The 19,396-nt window shown below is 48.3% G+C and carries 17 protein-coding genes and 1 pseudogene; 13 read left to right on the forward strand and 5 right to left on the reverse strand.

All coding sequences use genetic code 11. The features are described 5' to 3' along the window. Nucleotides 1–41 precede the first annotated feature (41 nt). The 3 genes from G7083_RS00695 (at nt 42) to G7083_RS00705 (ending at nt 2,175) form a co-directional block, all read left to right on the forward strand. Nucleotides 42–938, forward strand: a complete 897-nt coding sequence (locus tag G7083_RS00695) for a DUF3943 domain-containing protein (protein ID WP_166013110.1) — start codon at nt 42–44, stop codon at nt 936–938. Between the two features lie 115 nt (nt 939–1,053). Then, nucleotides 1,054–1,404 (forward strand): DUF2750 domain-containing protein, encoded by a 351-nt coding sequence (locus tag G7083_RS00700; protein WP_166013111.1) that lies wholly within the window; start codon nt 1,054–1,056, stop codon nt 1,402–1,404. Between the two features lie 195 nt (nt 1,405–1,599). Beyond that, nucleotides 1,600–2,175 carry a nucleoside triphosphate pyrophosphohydrolase family protein gene (locus tag G7083_RS00705; RefSeq protein ID WP_166013112.1) on the forward strand — a complete coding sequence of 192 codons (576 nt, stop codon included), beginning with the start codon at nt 1,600–1,602 and terminating at the stop codon, nt 2,173–2,175. An 81-nt stretch (nt 2,176–2,256) separates the two neighbouring features. Here G7083_RS00705 and rluB read toward each other — a convergent pair whose 3' ends face one another. The 3 genes from rluB to G7083_RS00720 all read right to left on the reverse strand — a co-directional run bounded on the left by rluB (nt 2,257) and on the right by G7083_RS00720 (nt 4,895). Beyond that, complete coding sequence (gene rluB, locus G7083_RS00710) at nt 2,257–3,222, reverse strand: 23S rRNA pseudouridine(2605) synthase RluB (protein WP_166013113.1); 966 nt, start codon at nt 3,220–3,222, stop codon at nt 2,257–2,259. Between the two features lie 132 nt (nt 3,223–3,354). Then, nucleotides 3,355–3,975, reverse strand: a complete 621-nt coding sequence (locus G7083_RS00715; RefSeq protein ID WP_166013114.1) for an L-threonylcarbamoyladenylate synthase — start codon at nt 3,973–3,975, stop codon at nt 3,355–3,357. A gap of 2 nt (nt 3,976–3,977) precedes the next feature. Beyond that, the gene (locus G7083_RS00720) at nt 3,978–4,895 is read right to left on the reverse strand and encodes a PHP domain-containing protein (RefSeq protein ID WP_166013115.1); all 918 of its coding nucleotides are present in this window, start codon (nt 4,893–4,895) and stop codon (nt 3,978–3,980) included. A gap of 213 nt (nt 4,896–5,108) precedes the next feature. Here G7083_RS00720 and G7083_RS00730 point away from each other — a divergent pair. From G7083_RS00730 to G7083_RS00760, 7 genes and pseudogenes are all read left to right on the forward strand, one after another. After that, nucleotides 5,109–6,668, forward strand: a pseudogene (locus tag G7083_RS00730) (anthranilate synthase component 1); the annotation flags it as partial. Nucleotides 6,669–6,767: 99 nt separating this feature from the next. After that, nucleotides 6,768–7,373, forward strand: coding sequence for an aminodeoxychorismate/anthranilate synthase component II (locus tag G7083_RS00735; RefSeq protein ID WP_166013117.1), 606 nt, complete (start codon nt 6,768–6,770; stop codon nt 7,371–7,373). 20 nt (nt 7,374–7,393) lie between these two features. Further along, complete coding sequence (trpD, locus tag G7083_RS00740; protein WP_166013118.1) at nt 7,394–8,392, forward strand: anthranilate phosphoribosyltransferase; 999 nt, start codon at nt 7,394–7,396, stop codon at nt 8,390–8,392. Between the two features lie 5 nt (nt 8,393–8,397). Further along, nucleotides 8,398–9,807 carry a bifunctional indole-3-glycerol-phosphate synthase TrpC/phosphoribosylanthranilate isomerase TrpF gene (gene trpCF, locus G7083_RS00745; protein ID WP_166013119.1) on the forward strand — a complete coding sequence of 470 codons (1,410 nt, stop codon included), beginning with the start codon at nt 8,398–8,400 and terminating at the stop codon, nt 9,805–9,807. A 40-nt stretch (nt 9,808–9,847) separates the two neighbouring features. Next, nucleotides 9,848–11,038, forward strand: coding sequence for a tryptophan synthase subunit beta (trpB, locus tag G7083_RS00750; RefSeq protein ID WP_166013120.1), 1,191 nt, complete (start codon nt 9,848–9,850; stop codon nt 11,036–11,038). Further along, a complete protein-coding gene (gene trpA / locus G7083_RS00755) occupies nt 11,038–11,853 on the forward strand; it encodes a tryptophan synthase subunit alpha (protein WP_166013121.1) in 816 nt (271 codons plus the stop codon). The genes trpB and trpA overlap by 1 nt, the downstream gene beginning before the upstream one ends. A gap of 300 nt (nt 11,854–12,153) precedes the next feature. Continuing rightward, entirely contained in the window at nt 12,154–13,425 is a 1,272-nt protein-coding gene (locus G7083_RS00760) for a dicarboxylate/amino acid:cation symporter (protein ID WP_277347127.1), read from the forward strand. Nucleotides 13,426–13,572: 147 nt separating this feature from the next. Here G7083_RS00760 and G7083_RS00765 read toward each other — a convergent pair whose 3' ends face one another. Further along, a complete protein-coding gene (locus G7083_RS00765) occupies nt 13,573–14,151 on the reverse strand; it encodes a thymidine kinase (protein ID WP_166013123.1) in 579 nt (192 codons plus the stop codon). A 258-nt stretch (nt 14,152–14,409) separates the two neighbouring features. Beyond that, entirely contained in the window at nt 14,410–16,182 is a 1,773-nt protein-coding gene (gene aspS / locus G7083_RS00770; protein WP_166013124.1) for an aspartate--tRNA ligase, read from the reverse strand. A gap of 423 nt (nt 16,183–16,605) precedes the next feature. On the opposite strand from aspS, the gene cmoA reads away from it, so the two are divergent. The 3 genes from cmoA to G7083_RS00785 all read left to right on the forward strand — a co-directional run bounded on the left by cmoA (nt 16,606) and on the right by G7083_RS00785 (nt 19,396). After that, on the forward strand, nt 16,606–17,334 hold the full coding sequence (gene cmoA, locus G7083_RS00775; protein WP_166013125.1) for a carboxy-S-adenosyl-L-methionine synthase CmoA: 729 nt from the start codon (nt 16,606–16,608) through the stop codon (nt 17,332–17,334). A gap of 236 nt (nt 17,335–17,570) precedes the next feature. Further along, nucleotides 17,571–18,542: a tRNA 5-methoxyuridine(34)/uridine 5-oxyacetic acid(34) synthase CmoB gene (cmoB, locus tag G7083_RS00780; protein WP_166013126.1), complete on the forward strand. Its 972-nt coding sequence runs from the start codon at nt 17,571–17,573 to the stop codon at nt 18,540–18,542. 119 nt (nt 18,543–18,661) lie between these two features. Continuing rightward, nucleotides 18,662–19,396, forward strand: coding sequence for an ATP-dependent zinc protease (locus G7083_RS00785; RefSeq protein ID WP_166013127.1), 735 nt, complete (start codon nt 18,662–18,664; stop codon nt 19,394–19,396).

Raw genomic sequence — 19,396 nt, forward strand, 5'->3', positions numbered from 1 at the left:
TGTGACCCCGATCGACCTATCACCTATAACTGGAGACATCTGTGCTCAAGAAAAACATCACACCCATGATGTTGTTGACATTTTCCGCCTGCGTAAACGCACAACAAGATGTGAACTTCCAATCTGATTTTGCCTACCAATTGGGCTGTGAACAGAGCAACTGCTACTCAAGCAATTATTATACCGATTCACTCAACCCTGCTTTTTCTTTGAGTGTTAATGATGCTTCAACACTAAGGTTAGATGATCCACTGCCTAAATATTTACTGGTGCAAGACAGCCGGGACTGGGATTATCTCACAGGTCAAACCTATACCATTTTAGGCCTAAGTGTCATGACCGCAGGGTTGATGACACTGCTCCCGGAATCGATCACCAAATGGGATGCTGACGATCGCAAACTCAGCAATCTTGGCAAAAAGTGGAAAGACAACGTCACTTCAGGTCCAACCTGGGATCGCGATGAGCATTTCCTGAACTACATTATGCACCCCTATTTCGGTGGGGTTTATTACACGGCTGCACGTCATGCCGGATTTAATGAATTTGAATCATTTCTCTACTCAGCCACCATGTCGACCTTCTTCTGGGAATATGGGGTGGAATCATTTGCTGAAGTCCCTTCATGGCAAGATATTTTTATCACCCCATTTTTTGGGGCGGTGGTTGGTGAGCTAATGTTTGATGCCGAACAAAATATTGTGGCCAATGGCGGCCAAGTCATGGGCTCAAACGCGGCCGGTGATGTTACCCTATTTTTCCTCAATCCGATCGGTCATATTCATGGCTGGGTGAGCGATGCTTGGGGTGGTTCGGCGGATGTCTCTTTCCAAAGCAACCCTTGGGCCAACAACCCAGAAGCGGCAAGGTATGCGATGGATGCCGGCGCAAACTACGACTCACAGTACTACGGGTTAAACGTCAAAATTACCTTCTAATCGCTTAAAACGGCGATACAAGATGTCGCCTTTTTATGACCAGCACTGCGATCAGCATGGGCATTGTGCAATGAAAGTGCTACCCTTACCACATTATCTACTGCGAGAGAACAAAATGAGCAAATTAACGGCAGATATCGACGCGAATTTAGCGCTGTTTATTGAAGAAACCCAAGTAAACCAATTGGTTTGGGGATTACGTAACGAAGAAGGCTGGCTCTCTTGTGAATCAACAGAATTTGCAGAAAGTGAAGTGATGCCTTTTTGGTCATCCAAAGCTGATGCACAAATTCACAACGTGGAAGAATGGGCTGACTTTGAAGTCGTTGAAATCCCGATTGATGTGTTTGTGGAAGATTGGTTAATCACCCTCGATGAAGATGGTGTGTTAGTTGGCCCGAACTGGAATGCTAGCCTCGAAGGTAAAGAATTAGAGCCAGCTCAACTGGCAAAACTCTACCTTTAATCAATGATTGACTGGATTACTCGGTCTTGGTGTACACTTCAACCCGCGTAACTATCGAACAATAATCGAACCATACAAGGCGCATTTTCGCGCCTTTTTGTCATCCATCCCCCAGCAATCTCACCACTGCCATAGCCCGACGACACCAGCTTTGTTACACTTGCAGCCCTGTTAAATACCATCTGGAACGCAAGCATGCAATTAACTAAGCTGACGCAAGAGATCTTCGACCACCTGTACCGTGACATTCATCAATTTCGCCAAACCTTTGATCTGCCGGTTGCCGCGCCACACACTTTAAACTCACAAGCCGATATCTTGCACACGTCGTTAGCCATTGAAGAGTTGACCGAGCTTGCTCAAGCGGATAATAAAACCGAACAAGCGGATGCAATTGTCGATACCGTGTACGTACTGATGGGACGCTTAGTGCATTTAGGGCAAGCCAAAATTGAAGACAATCTCGCCATCAGTTATTTGATCGATCTGTTGTTGCATGTTGCGGACAATTTAAATATTGCGTTTTTAGCTTGCTGGGATGAAGTACATAGTTCAAACATGAGCAAAGTATGCCGTAATCAACAAGAATATTTAGACACTGAGCAGTTCTATGCCGAGCAAGGTATTAAGCTAATGGCGGTGCAGCAAGGTGAGTATATTATTGCCAAATGCGCGCAAGACTTTATCTCTGCGTCAAAAACCGTTCGTCAAGGCAAAGTCCTAAAATCGGTTTACTATCGTCCGGCAAACTTGGTTGAATTAACTCAATAAGAGCAAGCGAAACATAGAAAACCGCCAGCAAAAAGCCAGTCAATTTGACTGGCTTTCGGTTCAAAAGCATCCTAGCAATCATTAGCCGCGAGGTTTACGCGTATTCTGCTGCTGATTGGCCGCTTTATTACGTGAACTTGACTCACCACCCGGCTTACGGCGCGCAGCCGCTTTACCACTACGCCCTGGTGTCGCAGTAATTCGCTCTTCGTGACGACGCACGGCACGACGAATTTTTTGGCTACGGGTACGCTCACGCTTACGAGTGGCTGCATCTGGTGCTAAGTTCAACACCGTTTCTTTCTCTGGACGCAGTTCAACTAACTCGCGCAGGTAATTGACTTGCTTGAGATCGAGCTCCATCCAACCACCACGTGGCAGTTTTTTATCCAAGAAGATGTCACCGTAACGCACACGCTTGAGGCGACTTACCGTAGTACCCTGAGATTCCCATAAACGGCGAACTTCACGGTTACGACCTTCGTTAATCACTACATAGAAAGTATGGTTGATGCCTTCACCACCGGCATACATAACATCTTCAAAACGCGCCATACCATCTTCGAGCTGCACACCGCGAACTAGGTTACGCACATTTTCTTCGTTGACATCACCAAATACGCGCACTAAATATTCACGCTCAACCTGACGACTTGGGTGCATCAAACGATTCGCTAATTCACCATCAGTGGTAAACAGCAACAAACCGGAGGTGTTCGCATCCAAACGGCCAACTGAGATCCAACGTGAGCCACGAATTTTCGGCAGACGGTCAAATACGGTGCGACGACCTTCTGGATCATGACGGGTACACAGTTCACCTTCTGGCTTATAGTAAGCCAAAACTCGGCAAATCACCTCTTCTGGTGCTTTAGCCGATACCACGTGTCCATCGATGCGCACGACCGCAATCTCATCTTCTAGGCGTTCACCCAGTACAGCTACCTTGCCATTAACACTTACGCGCCCAGCTCGGATCAGAGCTTCAAGCTCACGACGAGAACCATGACCAGCACGTGCTAAAACTTTCTGTAACTTTTCGCTCATTTATCTACCTATGTGTCGTCTTCTCAGACGTCGAATGACGGGTTGCGATGTTAAAATCGCGGTCGCGTAGTATCGCAAATTTTATCGATAAAAGCATCCGTTTTGTCAGTGCAGAGCAACCGGATCATTCCACTATTGAAAGGGGCTAGGATCACCAGAGCCGATCCGCGCCACCACCACTTCATCATCACTGAAATCAATGACTGTGGTGGGTTGCTGGCCCAAGTAACCGCCATGGAGGATCACATCGACCGCATGTTCTAACTGATCGCGGATTTCATCAGGATCCGATTCCGTAAAATCGTTGCCAGGTAAAATCAGCGAAGTCGACATTAAAGGCTCACCTAATGCTTCGAGCAAATCCAATGCGATTTGATTATCAGGCACCCGAATGCCAATGGTTTTACGCTTTTCATTCATCAAGCGCCGAGGCACTTCCTTGCTGCCTTTAAAAATAAAGGTGTAAGGCCCCGGGGTGTTATTTTTCAGTAACCGAAATGCGGTATTGTCAACTCGGGCATACTGAGATAGCTGCGACAAATCACGGCATAACAAAGTAAAGTTGTGCTTATCATCCAAGCGACGGATCTGGCAAATACGCTCCATGCCATGTTTATTTTCTAACTGGCAGCCGAGCGCGTAACCAGAATCGGTCGGATAGACGACCAATCCACCATTGCGAATGATCGCCACCGCTTGTTGGATCAAACGAACTTGGGGATTTTCAGGATGAACGTAAAAATACTGACTCATGGTTATTCCTCTTCATTGAGTCTCTCGACTCTATCGCTTAGAGATAAAGGGCTTGCAGATAACGGACAGGGAGATGAATGCTCTGCCGCTAAATGCCAATCTTTCCATACCGGTTCAACCGCAGCCGGTAACCAAAGATTGCGCCCCAACTCCATCCAAGGTGAAGGATAGTGAAAATCGCTGCCTTGTGAGGCAAGCAATTGGTATTCGCGCGCATAGTCACCTAACATACGTCTTTCCTGTGGAGACTGCTGCGGTTGAGCCACTTCAATGGCATCACCACCAGCTTCCACAAATGCGCTCATTAAGCGCTTAAGCCATTTAGCCGTCAAGTCATATCGTCCGGGATGCGCTAATACCGCTTGGCCACCGGCGGCATGAATAGCCCTTACCGCTTCACTCATCGAACACCAGTTCGGCGGCACATAACCGGGATTATCTCGGGTGAGAAATTTTTTAAACACTTGCTGCATATTTGTCGCATAACCATTATCCACCAGCCACTTGGCAAAGTGTGCTCGAGTTAACGGCGCGCCAACCGCAATCTGCTGCACCTCGGCTAACACCCCCTCGCGCGTGGCTTTTTGCAAACGGTGCGCCATCAATTCACCGCGTTCAATACGCCGTTGTTGTTGCTCGGCAATTAGCTGCTGTAATGCCGTATCATTAGGATCGATGTTTAAACCGACAATATGAATATCTTTATTTTGCCAAACGGTCGAAATCTCAATTCCATCAATCAATTGTAGTGGATATTGCTGCTGAGCAATGTAAGCACGCGCATCACCCAAAGCCGCCACGGTATCGTGGTCGGTGATCGCTAGCACATCAATCTCAAAGCTGATCGCGCGATCAATCAATTGCTGATAGGTAAACCGCCCATCAGAAGCGGTGGTGTGACTGTGCAGATCTATTCTCATATTTATATTTGCTTGATTTTTAGGCTTGACTTTTTAATCTCGCACTAGTTTACTAGTACGCAAATGCAAGGCGCTTGATTCAGATTGGCTATGTTACAAGAATTTAACCCAAAGCATAAAGCCAATTTCACGCCAGCACGAGTGGCAGCCGATAGTCGGCTTTTTATTGATACTCATTGCATCACCACGTCGAATCATGTTTAAGGAGATCTTATGAATAAGGCCATCAATATCCATCAAACTGCGCCGCTTGAGGTGCTGTATAGTGAACTGCCTTATACACAAGATCCGACCGCGCTATTTCACGCACTTTGCGCTGATCGCACTGATTGCCTACTGCTGGAATCCGCGGAAATTGACTCCAAGCAAAACCTAAAAAGCTTACTGCTGATTGATGCAGCGGTACGGATCGTGTGCCAAGGCCATCAAGTGACCTATCATGCACTGAGCGCAAATGGGCAAGCGTTACTAAAGATTATTGCCGCCAATCTCACCGAGAACGTGGTACACCAAATAGAGCAAGCCAAGCTCACCTTAACCTTTAGCGCACCCTGTGATGAGTTAGATGAGGATGCGCGCTTGCGCGAAGCCTCTTCGTTTGATGCCTTGCGTTTAGTGCAGCACAGTTTTGATCTCACCGGACAACATAAATTTGCACTGTTTCTCGGTGGCTTATTTGCCTACGATTTGGTGGCCAATTTTGAGCCGCTCGGCACTGTACCCGGGGATAATCAGTGCCCTGATGCCGTTTTTTATGTGGCGGAAACGTTGATGGTGATCGATCATCAACAGCAAACTTGCCAGCTACAAGCCACTCAATTTCAGCCCAGCGCTGGCCTACATAGCCAGCTCAAAAGTCGTATGCGTGAGATTCGCGCTCAAGCTCATCAAACTCTGCCATTACCGCTCGCTCAGCCACTCACCGATGTCACCGTGACCAGCAATATCAGTGATGAGGCATTTTGTGCACTAGTACGCTCGCTTAAACAATACGTCGTATCTGGCGATGTGTTCCAAGTGGTGCCATCACGCCGCTTTCAGCTACCTTGCCCTTCACCACTGGCCGCTTATCAGCGCCTCAAACAAAGCAATCCTAGCCCTTATATGTTTTATATGCAGGATCAAAATTTTACGCTGTTTGGGGCATCACCGGAAAGTGCACTGAAATATGAGCGACACACTAACCAAGTGGAAATCTACCCGATTGCAGGCACCCGCCGTCGTGGCAAACGAGCCGATGGCAGCCTTGATTTTGATCTCGATAGCCGCATGGAGCTGGAACTGCGCAGCGATAAAAAAGAGAACGCCGAACACATGATGTTGGTTGATTTGGCGCGTAATGATGTGGCACGTATCAGTCAAGCCGGAACCCGCCATGTCGCCGACTTACTGCAAGTCGATCGCTACAGCCATGTGATGCATCTGGTGTCACGCGTGGTTGGGCAATTACGTACCGATCTCGATGCGCTGCACGCTTACCAAGCTTGTATGAATATGGGCACCTTGACTGGCGCACCAAAAATTCGCGCCATGCAGTTGATCCGTGATGTCGAACAAACTCGCCGCGGCAGCTACGGCGGCGCAGTCGGTTACCTAACTGGCGAGGGCGATCTGGATACCTGTATCGTGATCCGCTCGGCTTATGTTGAAAATGGCATCGCCCAAGTACAAGCCGGTGCTGGAGTGGTCTACGACTCCGATCCACAAGCGGAAGCCGATGAAACACGCAGTAAGGCACAAGCGGTGATTTCTGCGATAGTCGATGCACACCAAGCGAACCGTTCAACTCAAACGATTAGTTCAATTCAAACCATCAGTTCAAATCAAACGATCGGTGCACATCAGACTATCGGTGCAAATTAAGGAGCACTCATGGCTAATATTCTGTTTATCGATAATTTTGATTCTTTCACTTACAACTTGGTCGATCAATTTCGCTCGCTCGGCCACACCGTAACGATTTATCGCAATCACATCGCAGTCGAGGTGATTGAGCAAGCATTAGCACAGTTAGAGCAGCCGATTGTGGTGCTCTCTCCGGGCCCCGGCGCCCCTTCTGACGCAGGTTGCATGCCCGAGCTATTGCAACGCTTAAAAGGTCGCGTGCCACTGATTGGCATCTGTTTAGGTCATCAAGCGATTGTCGAAGCCTACGGCGGTGTGGTGGCGGGTGCCGGTGAAATAGTGCACGGCAAAGTGTCAATGATGGAGCACCAAAATCACGCCATTTATCGCGGCTTGCCTTCACCGCTGGCGATTGCACGCTACCACTCGTTAGTCGCCACCCAAGTACCCAGTGCGCTGACGATTACCGCACAAGTCGACGGTTTAGTGATGTCAGTGGTGCATGAAACCGACAAAGTATGTGGCTTACAATTTCATCCGGAATCGATCATGACCACCCACGGTGCCGCTTTACTGGCTAACGTGCTTGACTGGGCATGCTCTGCCCCACAGCTCGACACTCAATTCGCATAACCGCACAGGGAGAGAATGTTATGCATAACATAATGGACAAACTGTATCAGCAACAAGAGCTAACCCAACTCGAAAGCCAACAGCTTTTCGACCTGATTATTCGCGGTGAAATCGATCCAATGTTAATGGCCGCCGCGATGACCGCGCTGAAAATCAAAGGTGAGACACCGAATGAAATTGCCGGAGCGGCCAAAGCGCTACTGGCTAACGCCAATCCGTTCCCACGCCCAACATACGATATTGCCGATATTGTCGGCACTGGCGGTGATGGCTCAAACACCATCAACATATCAACCACCGCGGCGTTTGTTGCCGCAGCCTGCGGCGTGAAAGTCGTCAAGCACGGCAACCGCGGTGTATCAAGCCAATCCGGATCGTCTGACTTGCTCAGCGCGTTTGGCATCAACCTCACCATGAGTGCCGAACAGTCACGTCAAGCATTGGACGATCTCGGAGTGGCCTTTTTATTTGCTCCTCACTACCATAGTGGCGTGCGCCATGCGATGCCCGTGCGCCAAAGCATGAAAACTCGAACTATTTTCAATATCTTAGGCCCACTGATTAACCCTGCTCGCCCCAACATTCAATTAATGGGTGTGTACAGCCCTGATTTGCTGCATCCGATCGCACAAACCATGCTACATATGGGCTTGCAGCGCGCCGCCGTGGTACATGGTTCAGGATTAGATGAAGTGGCGATTCATGGTACAACCCAAGTGATAGAGCTTCAGCAAGGCCAATTGATTGAGTACACACTCACCCCACAAGATTTTGGCGTTAGCCTCTACCCATTAGATGCGATTCGCGGTGGAGGCCCCGCTGAAAATCGTGCCATCATCAGCCAAATTCTAACCGGTAATGGCAGTGACGCACAGATGGCAGCGGTAGCCGTCAATGTCGCGCTGCTACTGCGTTTATGTGGCCAACCCGATCTCAAGGCCAATACCGAGCAAGCACTGGCGGTGATGAAATCGGGCCAAGCGTACGCTTTAGTTCAGCAGTTAGCACAACGAGGTTAAACAGCATGTCCGAGCAATTATCTGAGCATATTTCCCAACACACCGCGCAAATGGCGCAAGTGCTGGTCAAAATCGTCAACGATAAATACCAATGGATTGCAGAGCGCAAAGCCAAACAACCTCTGGCGAGTTTTCATCCATTATTAACTCGCTCAGATCGCGATTTTTATCAAGCCTTGAGCGGTGATAACACCGTATTCATTCTCGAATGCAAAAAAGCCTCACCCTCAAAAGGGCTGATCCGAGCTAATTTTGATCTTGATGAAATTGCGTCAGTTTATGGCGAGTACGCTAACGCGATTTCGGTGCTGACCGATGAGAAGTATTTCCAAGGTCGTTTTGAATTTTTGCCCCAAGTACGTGCCCAAGTTAGCCAACCCATATTGTGCAAAGATTTTATGCTTGATCCATATCAGGTGTATTTGGCGCGCCATTATCAAGCGGATGCGATTTTGCTGATGTTGTCGGTACTCAATGATGATCAATATCGTCAACTGACCAGCGTAGCCCACGATCTGGGTATGGGAGTGCTCACCGAAGTCAGTAACCAACAAGAACTGGAGCGCGCACTCGCTCTAAACGCGAAAGTTATCGGCATTAATAACCGTAATCTGCGAGATTTAAGCACAGACCTGAATCGCACCAAGCAGTTGGCTCCGCTGATTCCGGCCGGCACCATCATTATTTCTGAATCAGGCATTTACACTCATCAACAGGTGCGTGATTTAGCTCAGTTTGCCAATGGTTTCTTGATTGGTAGCTCGCTGATGGCGCAAAGCAATCTTGAATTGGTAGTGCGTAAAATTGTGCTCGGCGAACACAAGGTGTGCGGTTTGACTCATCCTGATGATGCGGTGAAAGCCTACCAAGCCGGTGCCGTTTTTGGTGGACTGATTTTTGTTGAGCAGTCCAAACGCTTTGTCGATGTAGAACAAGCGCGCCTGACCATGAGCGGCGCACCGCTGCAGTATGTCGGGGTGTTTCAAAATCATCCCGCAGCGCAAGTCGCCGCTATCGCGAGCCAACTTAGCTTATTTGCAGTACAACTGCACGGTGACGAAGATGCCCAATATATCCGGGAATTACGTGCAGCCCTACCCTCCTCAATTGAAATTTGGAAAGCCTATGGGGTCAGTGATGCTTTGCCTGAGTTACTCACAGAATCGATCGACCGCCATCTGCTCGATGCCAAAGTCGGCGAACAGAGTGGCGGCACAGGACACAGTTTTGATTGGCACTTGCTGCCAAAACATAGCGACCTGATGCTCGCCGGTGGCTTGAGCGCCGAGAATGTCGCTCAAGCAGCACAACTTGGCTGCCGTGGGCTGGATTTTAATTCTGGAGTGGAAAGCGCTCCCGGCCAAAAAGATGCCAACAAGCTACAACAGGTTTTTCAACAGTTACGGAATTATTAGATGATCAGCATGGCAACATGCATAAAAAAGGAATGTAAGCATGGCTAAGTTAAATGCCTATTTTGGCGAATTTGGTGGACAGTTTGTACCACAGATTTTGGTTCCAGCGCTCGATCAACTGGAACAAGCCTTTATTGATGCCCAGCAAGATGAAGACTTTCGCGCTGAATTTATGGCGCTACTGCAAGAGTACGCAGGACGACCGACGGCGCTAACCCTCACTCGCAATATTACCCAAGGTACCAAGACCAAACTCTATTTAAAGCGCGAAGATTTGCTACACGGCGGCGCGCACAAAACCAACCAAGTTCTCGGTCAAGCTTTGTTGGCTAAGCGCATGGGTAAAGATGAAATCATCGCCGAAACAGGCGCTGGCCAACATGGGGTTGCCACCGCCTTAGCTTGCGCATTACTCGGTTTAAAATGCCGAATTTACATGGGGGCCAAAGATGTGGAGCGCCAAAGTCCAAATGTGTTTCGGATGCGTTTGATGGGAGCCACCGTGATCCCGGTGCATTCCGGCTCTGCCACGCTAAAAGATGCCTGCAACGAAGCACTGCGTGACTGGTCAGCTAGCTACCAAACCGCACATTATCTGCTCGGCACTGCGGCGGGACCGCACCCATTTCCCACTATCGTGCGTGAATTTCAGCGCATGATTGGTGAAGAGACCAAACATCAGATCCTCGCTCGGGAAGGTCGTTTGCCCGATGCGGTGATCGCCTGTGTCGGTGGTGGCTCTAACGCAATTGGCATGTTTGCGGATTTCATCGAAGAAAAATCGGTACGTTTGATTGGTATTGAGCCAGCAGGCAAAGGGATCGAAACCCATCAGCATGGTGCACCACTCAAACATGGTAAAACCGGCATTTTCTTTGGTATGAAAGCCCCCTTAATGCAAGATAGCAATGGACAAATTGAAGAGTCTTACTCGATCTCGGCCGGACTCGATTTCCCATCAGTCGGCCCGCAACATGCTCACCTACACGCGATAGGCCGCGCCGAATATGACAGTATTACCGATGATCAAGCGCTCGATGCTTTCCAAGTTTTGGCACGCCGAGAAGGCATTATCCCAGCACTAGAGTCCTCTCACGCTTTAGCCTATGCCATCAAAATGGCCTATGCCGAGCCAGATAAAGAGCAATTGTTAGTGGTTAACCTATCGGGACGTGGTGATAAAGATATCTTCACCGTACATAAATTACTTGAAGAGCGAGGAGCACTGTAATGAACCGTTACCAAGCCCTATTCCAACGTCTAGCAGCAGCGCAGCAAGGCGCGTTTGTCCCCTTTGTCACCATTGGTGATCCTAACCCTGCGCAATCACTGGCGATTATGCAAACCCTGATCGATTCGGGAGCCGATGCCCTTGAACTTGGCATGCCATTTTCCGATCCGTTGGCAGATGGTCCGACGATCCAAGGGGCCAACTTACGCGCATTAGCCGCCAATACCACACCTGACGTCTGCTTTGAGCTGATTGCACAGATCCGCGATCGTAACCCTGAGACACCGATTGGGTTATTGATGTATGCCAATTTGGTCTACGCCCGTGGTATCGAAAATTTTTATCAGCGTTGCCAAAAAGCTGGGGTGGATTCAGTGCTGATTGCTGATGTACCCACCAATGAAAGTCAGCCATTCGTCGCCGCCGCAGAAAAGTTTGGCATCCAGCCGATCTTTATTGCTCCCCCCACCGCCAGTGATGCAACCCTACAAGCCGTAGCGCAACTGGGTAAAGGTTACACTTATTTGCTGTCGCGCTCCGGCGTGACCGGAGCAGAAACCAAAGCCAATATGCCGGTTCACACCATGTTGGAGCGTTTACAACAATTTGCTGCGCCACCCGCATTACTGGGCTTTGGTATATCGGAGCCAGCACAAGTCAAGCAAGCGCTTGAGGCAGGTGCTGCGGGAGCGATATCGGGATCGGCGGTGGTAAAAATCATTGCTCATCATTTAGATAACCCAAGCCAACAATTAGTCGAATTAGCACACTTTACCCAAGCGATGAAACAGGCTACCTATCTATCGCTAAGCTAAGCCTACTCGACAACGCTTAATGATTTACACCACTATCTTTTGCGGCGTGTAACCCTGACACGCCGCATCATTCATTAACAATTAATCATCCACCAAACGCATCAAAAACCACCTCATAAGTCAATAGCAAACGTTTACCTTGCTTGTAAAACGCTAAATCTCTCGCTTTTTACTCGACGACAGACAAATCACTCGCGGCACTTATTGCCAAATGTAAATATTGCGTGTAAAAAATAAGAGCAAAATTTTTGCCCATTTAGCGATATAACACTAGTGGTCAATACTAGGAATTTATAATTAATTAGCACAGAGGTTACGGAAGTGTTAAACACAAAGAATTTACTAAACAACATCGGCGTACAAGTTGTCATCGCCATGCTCGTCGGTACCGTGGTCGGCGCGGCCATGGGTCACGAGGCAACCTTGTTTGCTCCCTTAGGCGCAATTTTTATTAATCTGATCAAAATGCTGGTTATCCCTTTAGTTGCTGTCGCACTGATTTCTGGCGCTGCTGGACTAGGTGATAGCCATGCGGCAGGCAAAGTGGGTGCCGTTACCCTAAGTTATTTTGCCTTCACCTCAGCCGCGGCCGTTGCGCTCGCCTTAGTGATGGGTGAACTGTTCCAACCTGGCGTAGGTATTGATGTCTCTGGGGTGGAAAGCATGTTTTCTGCCGAATACGCCGCCCAAGGTGAACTGCCCACTTTCTGGGCGACCGTGATTGGTATGATCCCAACCAACGTGTTCCAATCACTCAATGAAGCCAATATCCTGCAAATCTTAGTCTTCTGCCTGTTTTTAGGGATTGCGCTGTCTAAGCAAGCCAAAGAAAAACGCGAGCCAGTACTCAACGCAGTGAACACGGTAGTGGATGCGATGGTATGGATGATCAATAAAGTCATGATCATTGCGCCGATTGGTGTATTTGGTCTAATGGCCGATGCGGTCGGCACTTTCGGTTTCAGCGCGCTCATGGTGGTGTTCAAACTGTTTGTGGTTTATGTCGCGGCGATTGCTATTTTCGGCTTTGTGGCTTACCCACTGATGATCCAATTGTTTAGCAAAACGTCGGCGAAAAAATTCCTCCAAGCGATGAAAAAACCACAAGCGGTTGCGCTGTCAACCGCATCATCGATGGCCACTCTGCCAGTCACTATGGATACAGTGAAAAATGAACTCGGCGTGCGTAACTCCACCGCGTCCTTTGTACTGCCATTGGGTGCGACCATCAACATGTCGGGTAACGCGATTTACTACGGCTTAGTGGCGATTTTCTTTGCTCAATTGTTCAATATTGATTTAGGCATTGGTGCTTATATCGCGATCATCGTCACCGCAACATTAGGTGCGGTAGGTCAAGCCGGCGTTCCTGGGCCATCATTCTTGGTGGTTGCGGTACTCTTAGCCGCTGGTATTCCGATTGAAGGTCTACCACTGTTGTTCGCTCTTGACCGTATCTTCGACATGATCCGTACTGCACTCAATATCACGGGTGATGCGGCTTGTGCGGTGATTGTGGATGCCATCATCGAAGAAGAGCCAAGTGCGGAATACCAAAATCGCGAAGCTTAATTATTGATGTGAAGTTTAGCGATGCATGTGCAGCTTAACTATCGATTACCCCTTGCTTGGGCTGCACTTCATTAAGCTAGCGATAAAATATTGCAATAGAAAAAGCCAGACTCTTGTCTGGCTTTTTAAGGTTTTAAGACTATAAAATCAACGGCCTAATGCTTGCTTATAGTGCAGACGGCAAGCAGATAGATATTTATCATTGCCACCAATCGCGACTTGATCCCCTTCACTAATCGCTTTGCCATCTTGATCAGTTCGGATTACCATATTGGCTTTACGACCACAATGACAGATGGTTTTCAGCTCGATCAATTTATCTGCCCATGCCAGCAGATATTGACTGCCCTCAAATAACTCGCCAAGAAAATCGGTGCGCAAGCCATAACACAGTACAGGAATATCCAATTTATCCACTACTTCAGTCAATTGGTAAACTTGCTGTTTCGAGAGAAATTGGCACTCATCCATTAACACACAATGGCGCGGCTCGATTTGGTGTAACTGAGCAATCACTTGGAAAAGATCAGTGTCGGCTTGGAAAAGCTGGGCTTCGGCTTCCAGCCCAATTCGAGAACTCACTTTACCAATCCCAAACCGATCATCAATCGCTGCGGTAAAAATCAGTGGGTTCATGCCGCGCTCTTGGTAGTTAAACGCCGACTGCAATAAGGTGGTTGATTTACCCGCGTTCATTGCCGAGTAATAAAAATACATCTGAGCCAAAGCAAAAATCCTGTCTTAACATCTTACTCTCTGCGCTATCGTGCTGCGCAGGTCAATCGGCCACCGACTTACATAAAGTTAAATCGGTGACAACTACTCAAACGACTTGATGTTGCAGGTAGGCGGCAAGTAAGCGAGTCCACATGAGCATAGATAAACTATGCGATTGGGGTGAGCGAACGTAGCCAACACCGCTGCAACTTCAAGTAGGAAGAGTATAAAAAAGGGTGGCTAATGCCACCCTTCGCAAGGCGTTGCTTACGCGTTGTCTTTGGCCAGCTTAACCGCAATCGCTAACTCTTCCAATGCCGCAGGGTTAGCCACACTCGGTGCATCTGTCATCAAACAAGCGGCAGCCGTTGTTTTCGGGAACGCGATAACATCACGGATGTTTTCGGTGCCACACAATAGCATCACTAGGCGATCCAGACCAAAGGCCAGACCGGCATGGGGTGGAGTACCAAACTTCAGCGCATCCAGTAGGAAGCCAAACTTGAGGGTTTGCTCCTCTGGTGTAATACCCAAAATATCAAATACCGCGGCTTGCATGTCTGCATTATGGATACGCACCGAGCCACCACCGACTTCATAGCCGTTTAACACCATATCGTAAGCGTTGGACAGCGCCTCTTCTGGATTAGCTTTCAACTGCTCAGGTGTTAAGTTGAGTGGTGAAGTGAATGGGTGGTGCATGGCCGCCATATTACCTGGGTCATCACCTTCAAACATTGGGAAATCAACTACCCACAGTGGTGCCCAAGCCGATTCATTGGTGATACCCAACTCTTTACCCGCTTTCAAACGCAGTGCGCCGAGCGCTTCCGCCACCACTTTGGCAGAATCAGCACCAAATAGAATAATATCGCCAGTTTGCGCTTGAGTGCGCTCGATGATGGCTTGGATGATCTCTGCGGTGAGGAATTTCGCCACTGGCGATTGAATCCCTTCCATACCAGCAGCCAGATCGTTGACTTTCAACCATGCCAAGCCTTTCGCGCCATAGATAGCCACAAATGCGGTGTACTCATCAATTTGCTTACGAGTCAGCGCTGCACCACCCGGGATACGCAGTGCCGCCACGCGACCTTTAGGATCGTTAGCCGGAGCAGAGAAGACTTTAAACTCAACCTCTTTCAGCAAATCAGCCACATCCACCAGCTCCATAGGGTTACGCAGATCCGGCTTGTCAGAACCAAAACGACGCATCGCTTCGCTGTACGGCATAATTGGGAAATCGCCGAGATCGACATTGAGCAGTTCAAGCCACATTTCACGGATCATCTGCTCGGTCACAGCACGCACTTGCTCAGCGCTCATGAATGAGGTTTCAATATCAATCTGAGTAAATTCAGGTTGACGGTCAGCACGCAAATCTTCATCACGGAAACATTTGACGATTTGGTAGTAACGATCGAAGCCCGACATCATCAGCAACTGTTTAAACAGTTGTGGCGATTGTGGCAAGGCGTAGAAACTGCCTTTGTGTACCCGGCTCGGTACTAAGTAGTCACGCGCACCTTCTGGGGTCGCTTTGGTCAATACTGGCGTTTCAATATCCAGAAAATTGTGGTTATCAAGGAAACGGCGCACAAAGCTTGACGCTTTGGCACGCAGTTTGATGCGATCACTCATCTCAGGGCGACGCAGATCCAAGTAACGGTACTTAAGGCGCTGCTCTTCAGAGTTCTTTTGATTGAAATCGAGCGGTAGAACCTCTGAGCGGTTAATGATCTCAAGGCTACGTGCCAATAGTTCTACTTCACCAGTTGCCATATCTTGATTAATTTGGCTTTCAGGACGGGCGCGCACTTCACCCGTCAATTTGATACAAAATTCACCACGCAATTGGTTAGCGACGGCAAACACATCGGCCATATCGGGATCCACTACGACCTGAACAATACCTTCGCGATCTCGCATATCAATGAAGATCAGACCGCCTAAATCACGGCGGCGATTAACCCAACCGCACAGTTCTACAGTTTGTCCTACCAAGGACTTGTTCAGGTGACCACAATAATGGCTACGCATAGTGAATTTCCCAATTTCAATTAGTCATCAAATCTAACCCGAAAAAGCCATGCTGTGCTTGACAGACGACCATTTCAGCAAAGGTCCATTTATACGCCGAAAGGGATCTAAGATCGACCTTCCCGCGTACAATTTATTGTCTTTTCTTATCCCTTGCTGCTTTTTAAAGCAATAATGCCGCCAACGAAACAGTCAACACGGCTCATCAAGGAAAACAGCCGCTGATTATAGCGCTAAAATCAATTATTCTTCAAAACTCTCGTACCACTGATTGACCCAGTGGGTTTCCCCGCTGGCTAAGTTCAGTCGATTTGTGACTAAGTAAAGATGCGTAATGACAGGCGCAGCAATTTTGCATAAAATACGCGCCTTTTATTGTTCCTGCTGCGTTGGCACAGGTTTAGACGCGGCAATGAGGTCGGCATGAATCCCAAAGATACGCTGTTTTCTGCTCCAATCGATAAGATTGGCGATTTCACCTTTGATGAGCGGGTCGCCGAAGTCTTTCCGGACATGATCCAACGCTCGGTTCCAGGCTACAGCAACATTATTTCTGCGATTGGTATGCTGGCTGAACGCTTTGTTAAGCCGCATTCGCAAATTTATGATTTGGGCTGTTCGCTCGGTGCCGCCACGCTTTCCATGCGTCGCCATATTCACCAAGAAGGCTGCCAAATTATTGCGGTCGATAACTCGGCGGCGATGGTAGAACGCTGTCAACGCCACCTCAATGCTTATCGCTCAGATACTCCGGTGCAGGTGGTTAAGGCGGATATTCGCGATATTACGATTGAAAATGCCTCGGTGGTGGTACTGAACTTTACCTTACAGTTTCTGGCCGCAGATGATCGTTACGCGCTACTTGAAAAAATTTATGCCGGATTGCGCCCTGGCGGTATTTTGATCTTGTCAGAAAAATTTGTGTTTACCGATCAAGAAGCGCATGAACTATTGATTGATTTGCACCACGATTTCAAGCGCGCCAACGGTTACAGCGAGTTAGAAATTAGCCAAAAACGCAGCGCGATTGAAAATGTGATGCGTCCCGATTCGATCCAGACGCATAAACAACGCTTGGCTAAATTGGGTTTCTCCAGCTTTGAAGTCTGGTTTCAGTGTTTTAACTTTGGTTCGATGTTTGCCATTAAATAGTGCCATCATTATACCCAAACCACTTGGAGTTGCAGATAGGCGGCAAGTGAGTGAGTCCCGATACGCATAGACAAACTATGTAATTGGGGTGAGCCAACCTAGCCAACACCGCTGCTGCTTCAAGTAGGAAGGATATACATAGCACAGACATTACATCATTTGGTTACTTGAGCGACTCTCTGCGCCAAGCTTCAGCCATAACCTTTGCAGAGAGCATCGTGTAGGTATTAAGCTCCATGTTCAATTTCGCCAACGTTTATCAACAGATCGCGCAACATCCTAAATTGCAGCCATGGCTCAACACCTTGCCTCAGCAATTGACCGATTGGCAAGCTCAGCCGCATGGTGATCTGGATCGCTGGATGCGCAGTCTCAACAAAATCCCAGCGGGTCAACCAGAGGTGATTGATTTACAAACCGCGGTGAGCGCACATAACCATCAGCCGCTCACTCTTGGCGAGCAGAAAAAACTTGAAGCGGTGCTGAAAACTTTTCATCCGTGGCGCAAAGGTCCTTATCATTTATACGGGATCCATATTGATACTGAATGGCGTTCAGATTGGAAATGGGATCGCCTCCTGCCACATATTTCGCCCTTAAAACACCGTTTGGTGTTGGATGTCGGCTGCGGTAATGGCTATCACATGTGGCGCATGCTCGGTGCCGGAGCCGAACAAGTGTTTGGCATCGACCCTTCAGAGCTGTTTTTAATCCAGTTTGAAGCGGTACGTAAACTACTTGGCGATGATCAGCGGGTACACCTTTTGCCACTCGGCATTGAGCAACTGCCTGAATTGAATGCCTTTGATACGGTATTTAGCATGGGAGTGCTTTACCATCGTCGTTCACCACTGGATCACTTACTGCAACTGAAAAACCAGTTAACCTCTGGGGGCGAGTTAATCCTCGAAACCTTAGTGGTCGAGGGGGATGAGCAAACCGTTTTGGTGCCGTTTGATCGCTACGCACAAATGCGCAATGTATTCTTTTTTCCATCAGCACGCGCTTTAAAAGTGTGGTTAGAAAAAACCGGTTTTATCGATGTGCGCATTGTCGATGAAAACGTCACTTCAGTAGGAGAACAGCGTACCACCGAGTGGATGAATCACAATTCACTGCCCGATTACCTCGACCCACAAGATCCAAGTCAAACTATTGAAGGCTACCCAGCACCTCGCCGTGCCATTCTGATTGCTAAAAAACCATAATTGACACAGTATTAACTCGTTGATTCGGGTATCACGTTACCCTTACCCGCCCAAGGATGCTCAATGCATCCTTGGTTCGTATTATCTGTACATTGATTAGACAATAAATAAGGTCGCATATGTTTAAGCGAATTGCACCCTTTGCCGCATTGAGTCTGCTTTCTGGCTGTACCCTTACTAGTGGCGAGCAATACCATCAAGCCACTCTCGCCGCGATTCAAAGCTCCGAAACCAATTTGACCCAAACCATCACCCAGTTAGAATCGCAAATGGGTCTCCAAAACCAATATATTGAAAATCTTGAACTGCAAATCAATGAGCTGAAAACGCAAGTCAGCCAAATTAAATTGCCGCAGCCAGCGCCAAAACGAACTCCAGTCGCCAAACCTGTAAATCAACCGAATACCATATCCACCACCCCGCTACACGACGTCGTACTTGGCGAAATTGAAAGTGTAACAATTGAGACCATCAAACAGAGCTTTGATGCGCGAATCGATACTGGTGCAGCAACCTCCTCTCTGAACGCGGTCGATATTGAAGAGTTTGAACGCAATGGCAAAAACTGGGTACGTTTCCACCTTGCCGATGAGAAAACCCCAAAAACTGACAGTAACTGGATTGAAGCGCCAGTATTACGTTATGTGCGAATTCGCCAATCGACCAACGAAAGCACAGAACGACGTGCGGTGGTTGAACTGTGGGTTAGACTCGGTTCGATCCATGAGAAAGCTCAATTTACCCTCGCTGACCGCACCCAAATGACGAATCCGGTACTACTCGGTCGCGAGTTTATCCGTGATATCGCGGTTGTCGATGTCAGTCGTAAGTATATTCATGGTGAAAACAAATAG

This window comes from Vibrio sp. HDW18 (assembly GCF_011306175.1).
Lineage (GTDB): Bacteria > Pseudomonadota > Gammaproteobacteria > Enterobacterales > Vibrionaceae > Vibrio > Vibrio chanodichtyis.

What these genes read in the sequence shown, in the direction of transcription:
- G7083_RS00700 (WP_166013111.1), top strand. Translation starts at nt 1,054, where the DNA reads ATGAGCAAATTAACGGCAGATATCGACGCGAATTTAGCGCTGTTTATT.
- G7083_RS00705 (WP_166013112.1), top strand. Translation starts at nt 1,600, where the DNA reads ATGCAATTAACTAAGCTGACGCAAGAGATCTTCGACCACCTGTACCGT.
- rluB (WP_166013113.1), bottom strand. Translation starts at nt 3,222, where the DNA reads ATGAGCGAAAAGTTACAGAAAGTTTTAGCACGTGCTGGTCATGGTTCT.
- G7083_RS00715 (WP_166013114.1), bottom strand. Translation starts at nt 3,975, where the DNA reads ATGAGTCAGTATTTTTACGTTCATCCTGAAAATCCCCAAGTTCGTTTG.
- G7083_RS00720 (WP_166013115.1), bottom strand. Translation starts at nt 4,895, where the DNA reads ATGAGAATAGATCTGCACAGTCACACCACCGCTTCTGATGGGCGGTTT.
- G7083_RS00735 (WP_166013117.1), top strand. Translation starts at nt 6,768, where the DNA reads ATGGCTAATATTCTGTTTATCGATAATTTTGATTCTTTCACTTACAAC.
- trpD (WP_166013118.1), top strand. Translation starts at nt 7,394, where the DNA reads ATGCATAACATAATGGACAAACTGTATCAGCAACAAGAGCTAACCCAA.
- trpCF (WP_166013119.1), top strand. Translation starts at nt 8,398, where the DNA reads ATGTCCGAGCAATTATCTGAGCATATTTCCCAACACACCGCGCAAATG.
- trpB (WP_166013120.1), top strand. Translation starts at nt 9,848, where the DNA reads ATGGCTAAGTTAAATGCCTATTTTGGCGAATTTGGTGGACAGTTTGTA.
- trpA (WP_166013121.1), top strand. Translation starts at nt 11,038, where the DNA reads ATGAACCGTTACCAAGCCCTATTCCAACGTCTAGCAGCAGCGCAGCAA.
- aspS (WP_166013124.1), bottom strand. Translation starts at nt 16,182, where the DNA reads ATGCGTAGCCATTATTGTGGTCACCTGAACAAGTCCTTGGTAGGACAA.
- cmoA (WP_166013125.1), top strand. Translation starts at nt 16,606, where the DNA reads ATGAATCCCAAAGATACGCTGTTTTCTGCTCCAATCGATAAGATTGGC.
- cmoB (WP_166013126.1), top strand. Translation starts at nt 17,571, where the DNA reads ATGTTCAATTTCGCCAACGTTTATCAACAGATCGCGCAACATCCTAAA.
- G7083_RS00785 (WP_166013127.1), top strand. Translation starts at nt 18,662, where the DNA reads ATGTTTAAGCGAATTGCACCCTTTGCCGCATTGAGTCTGCTTTCTGGC.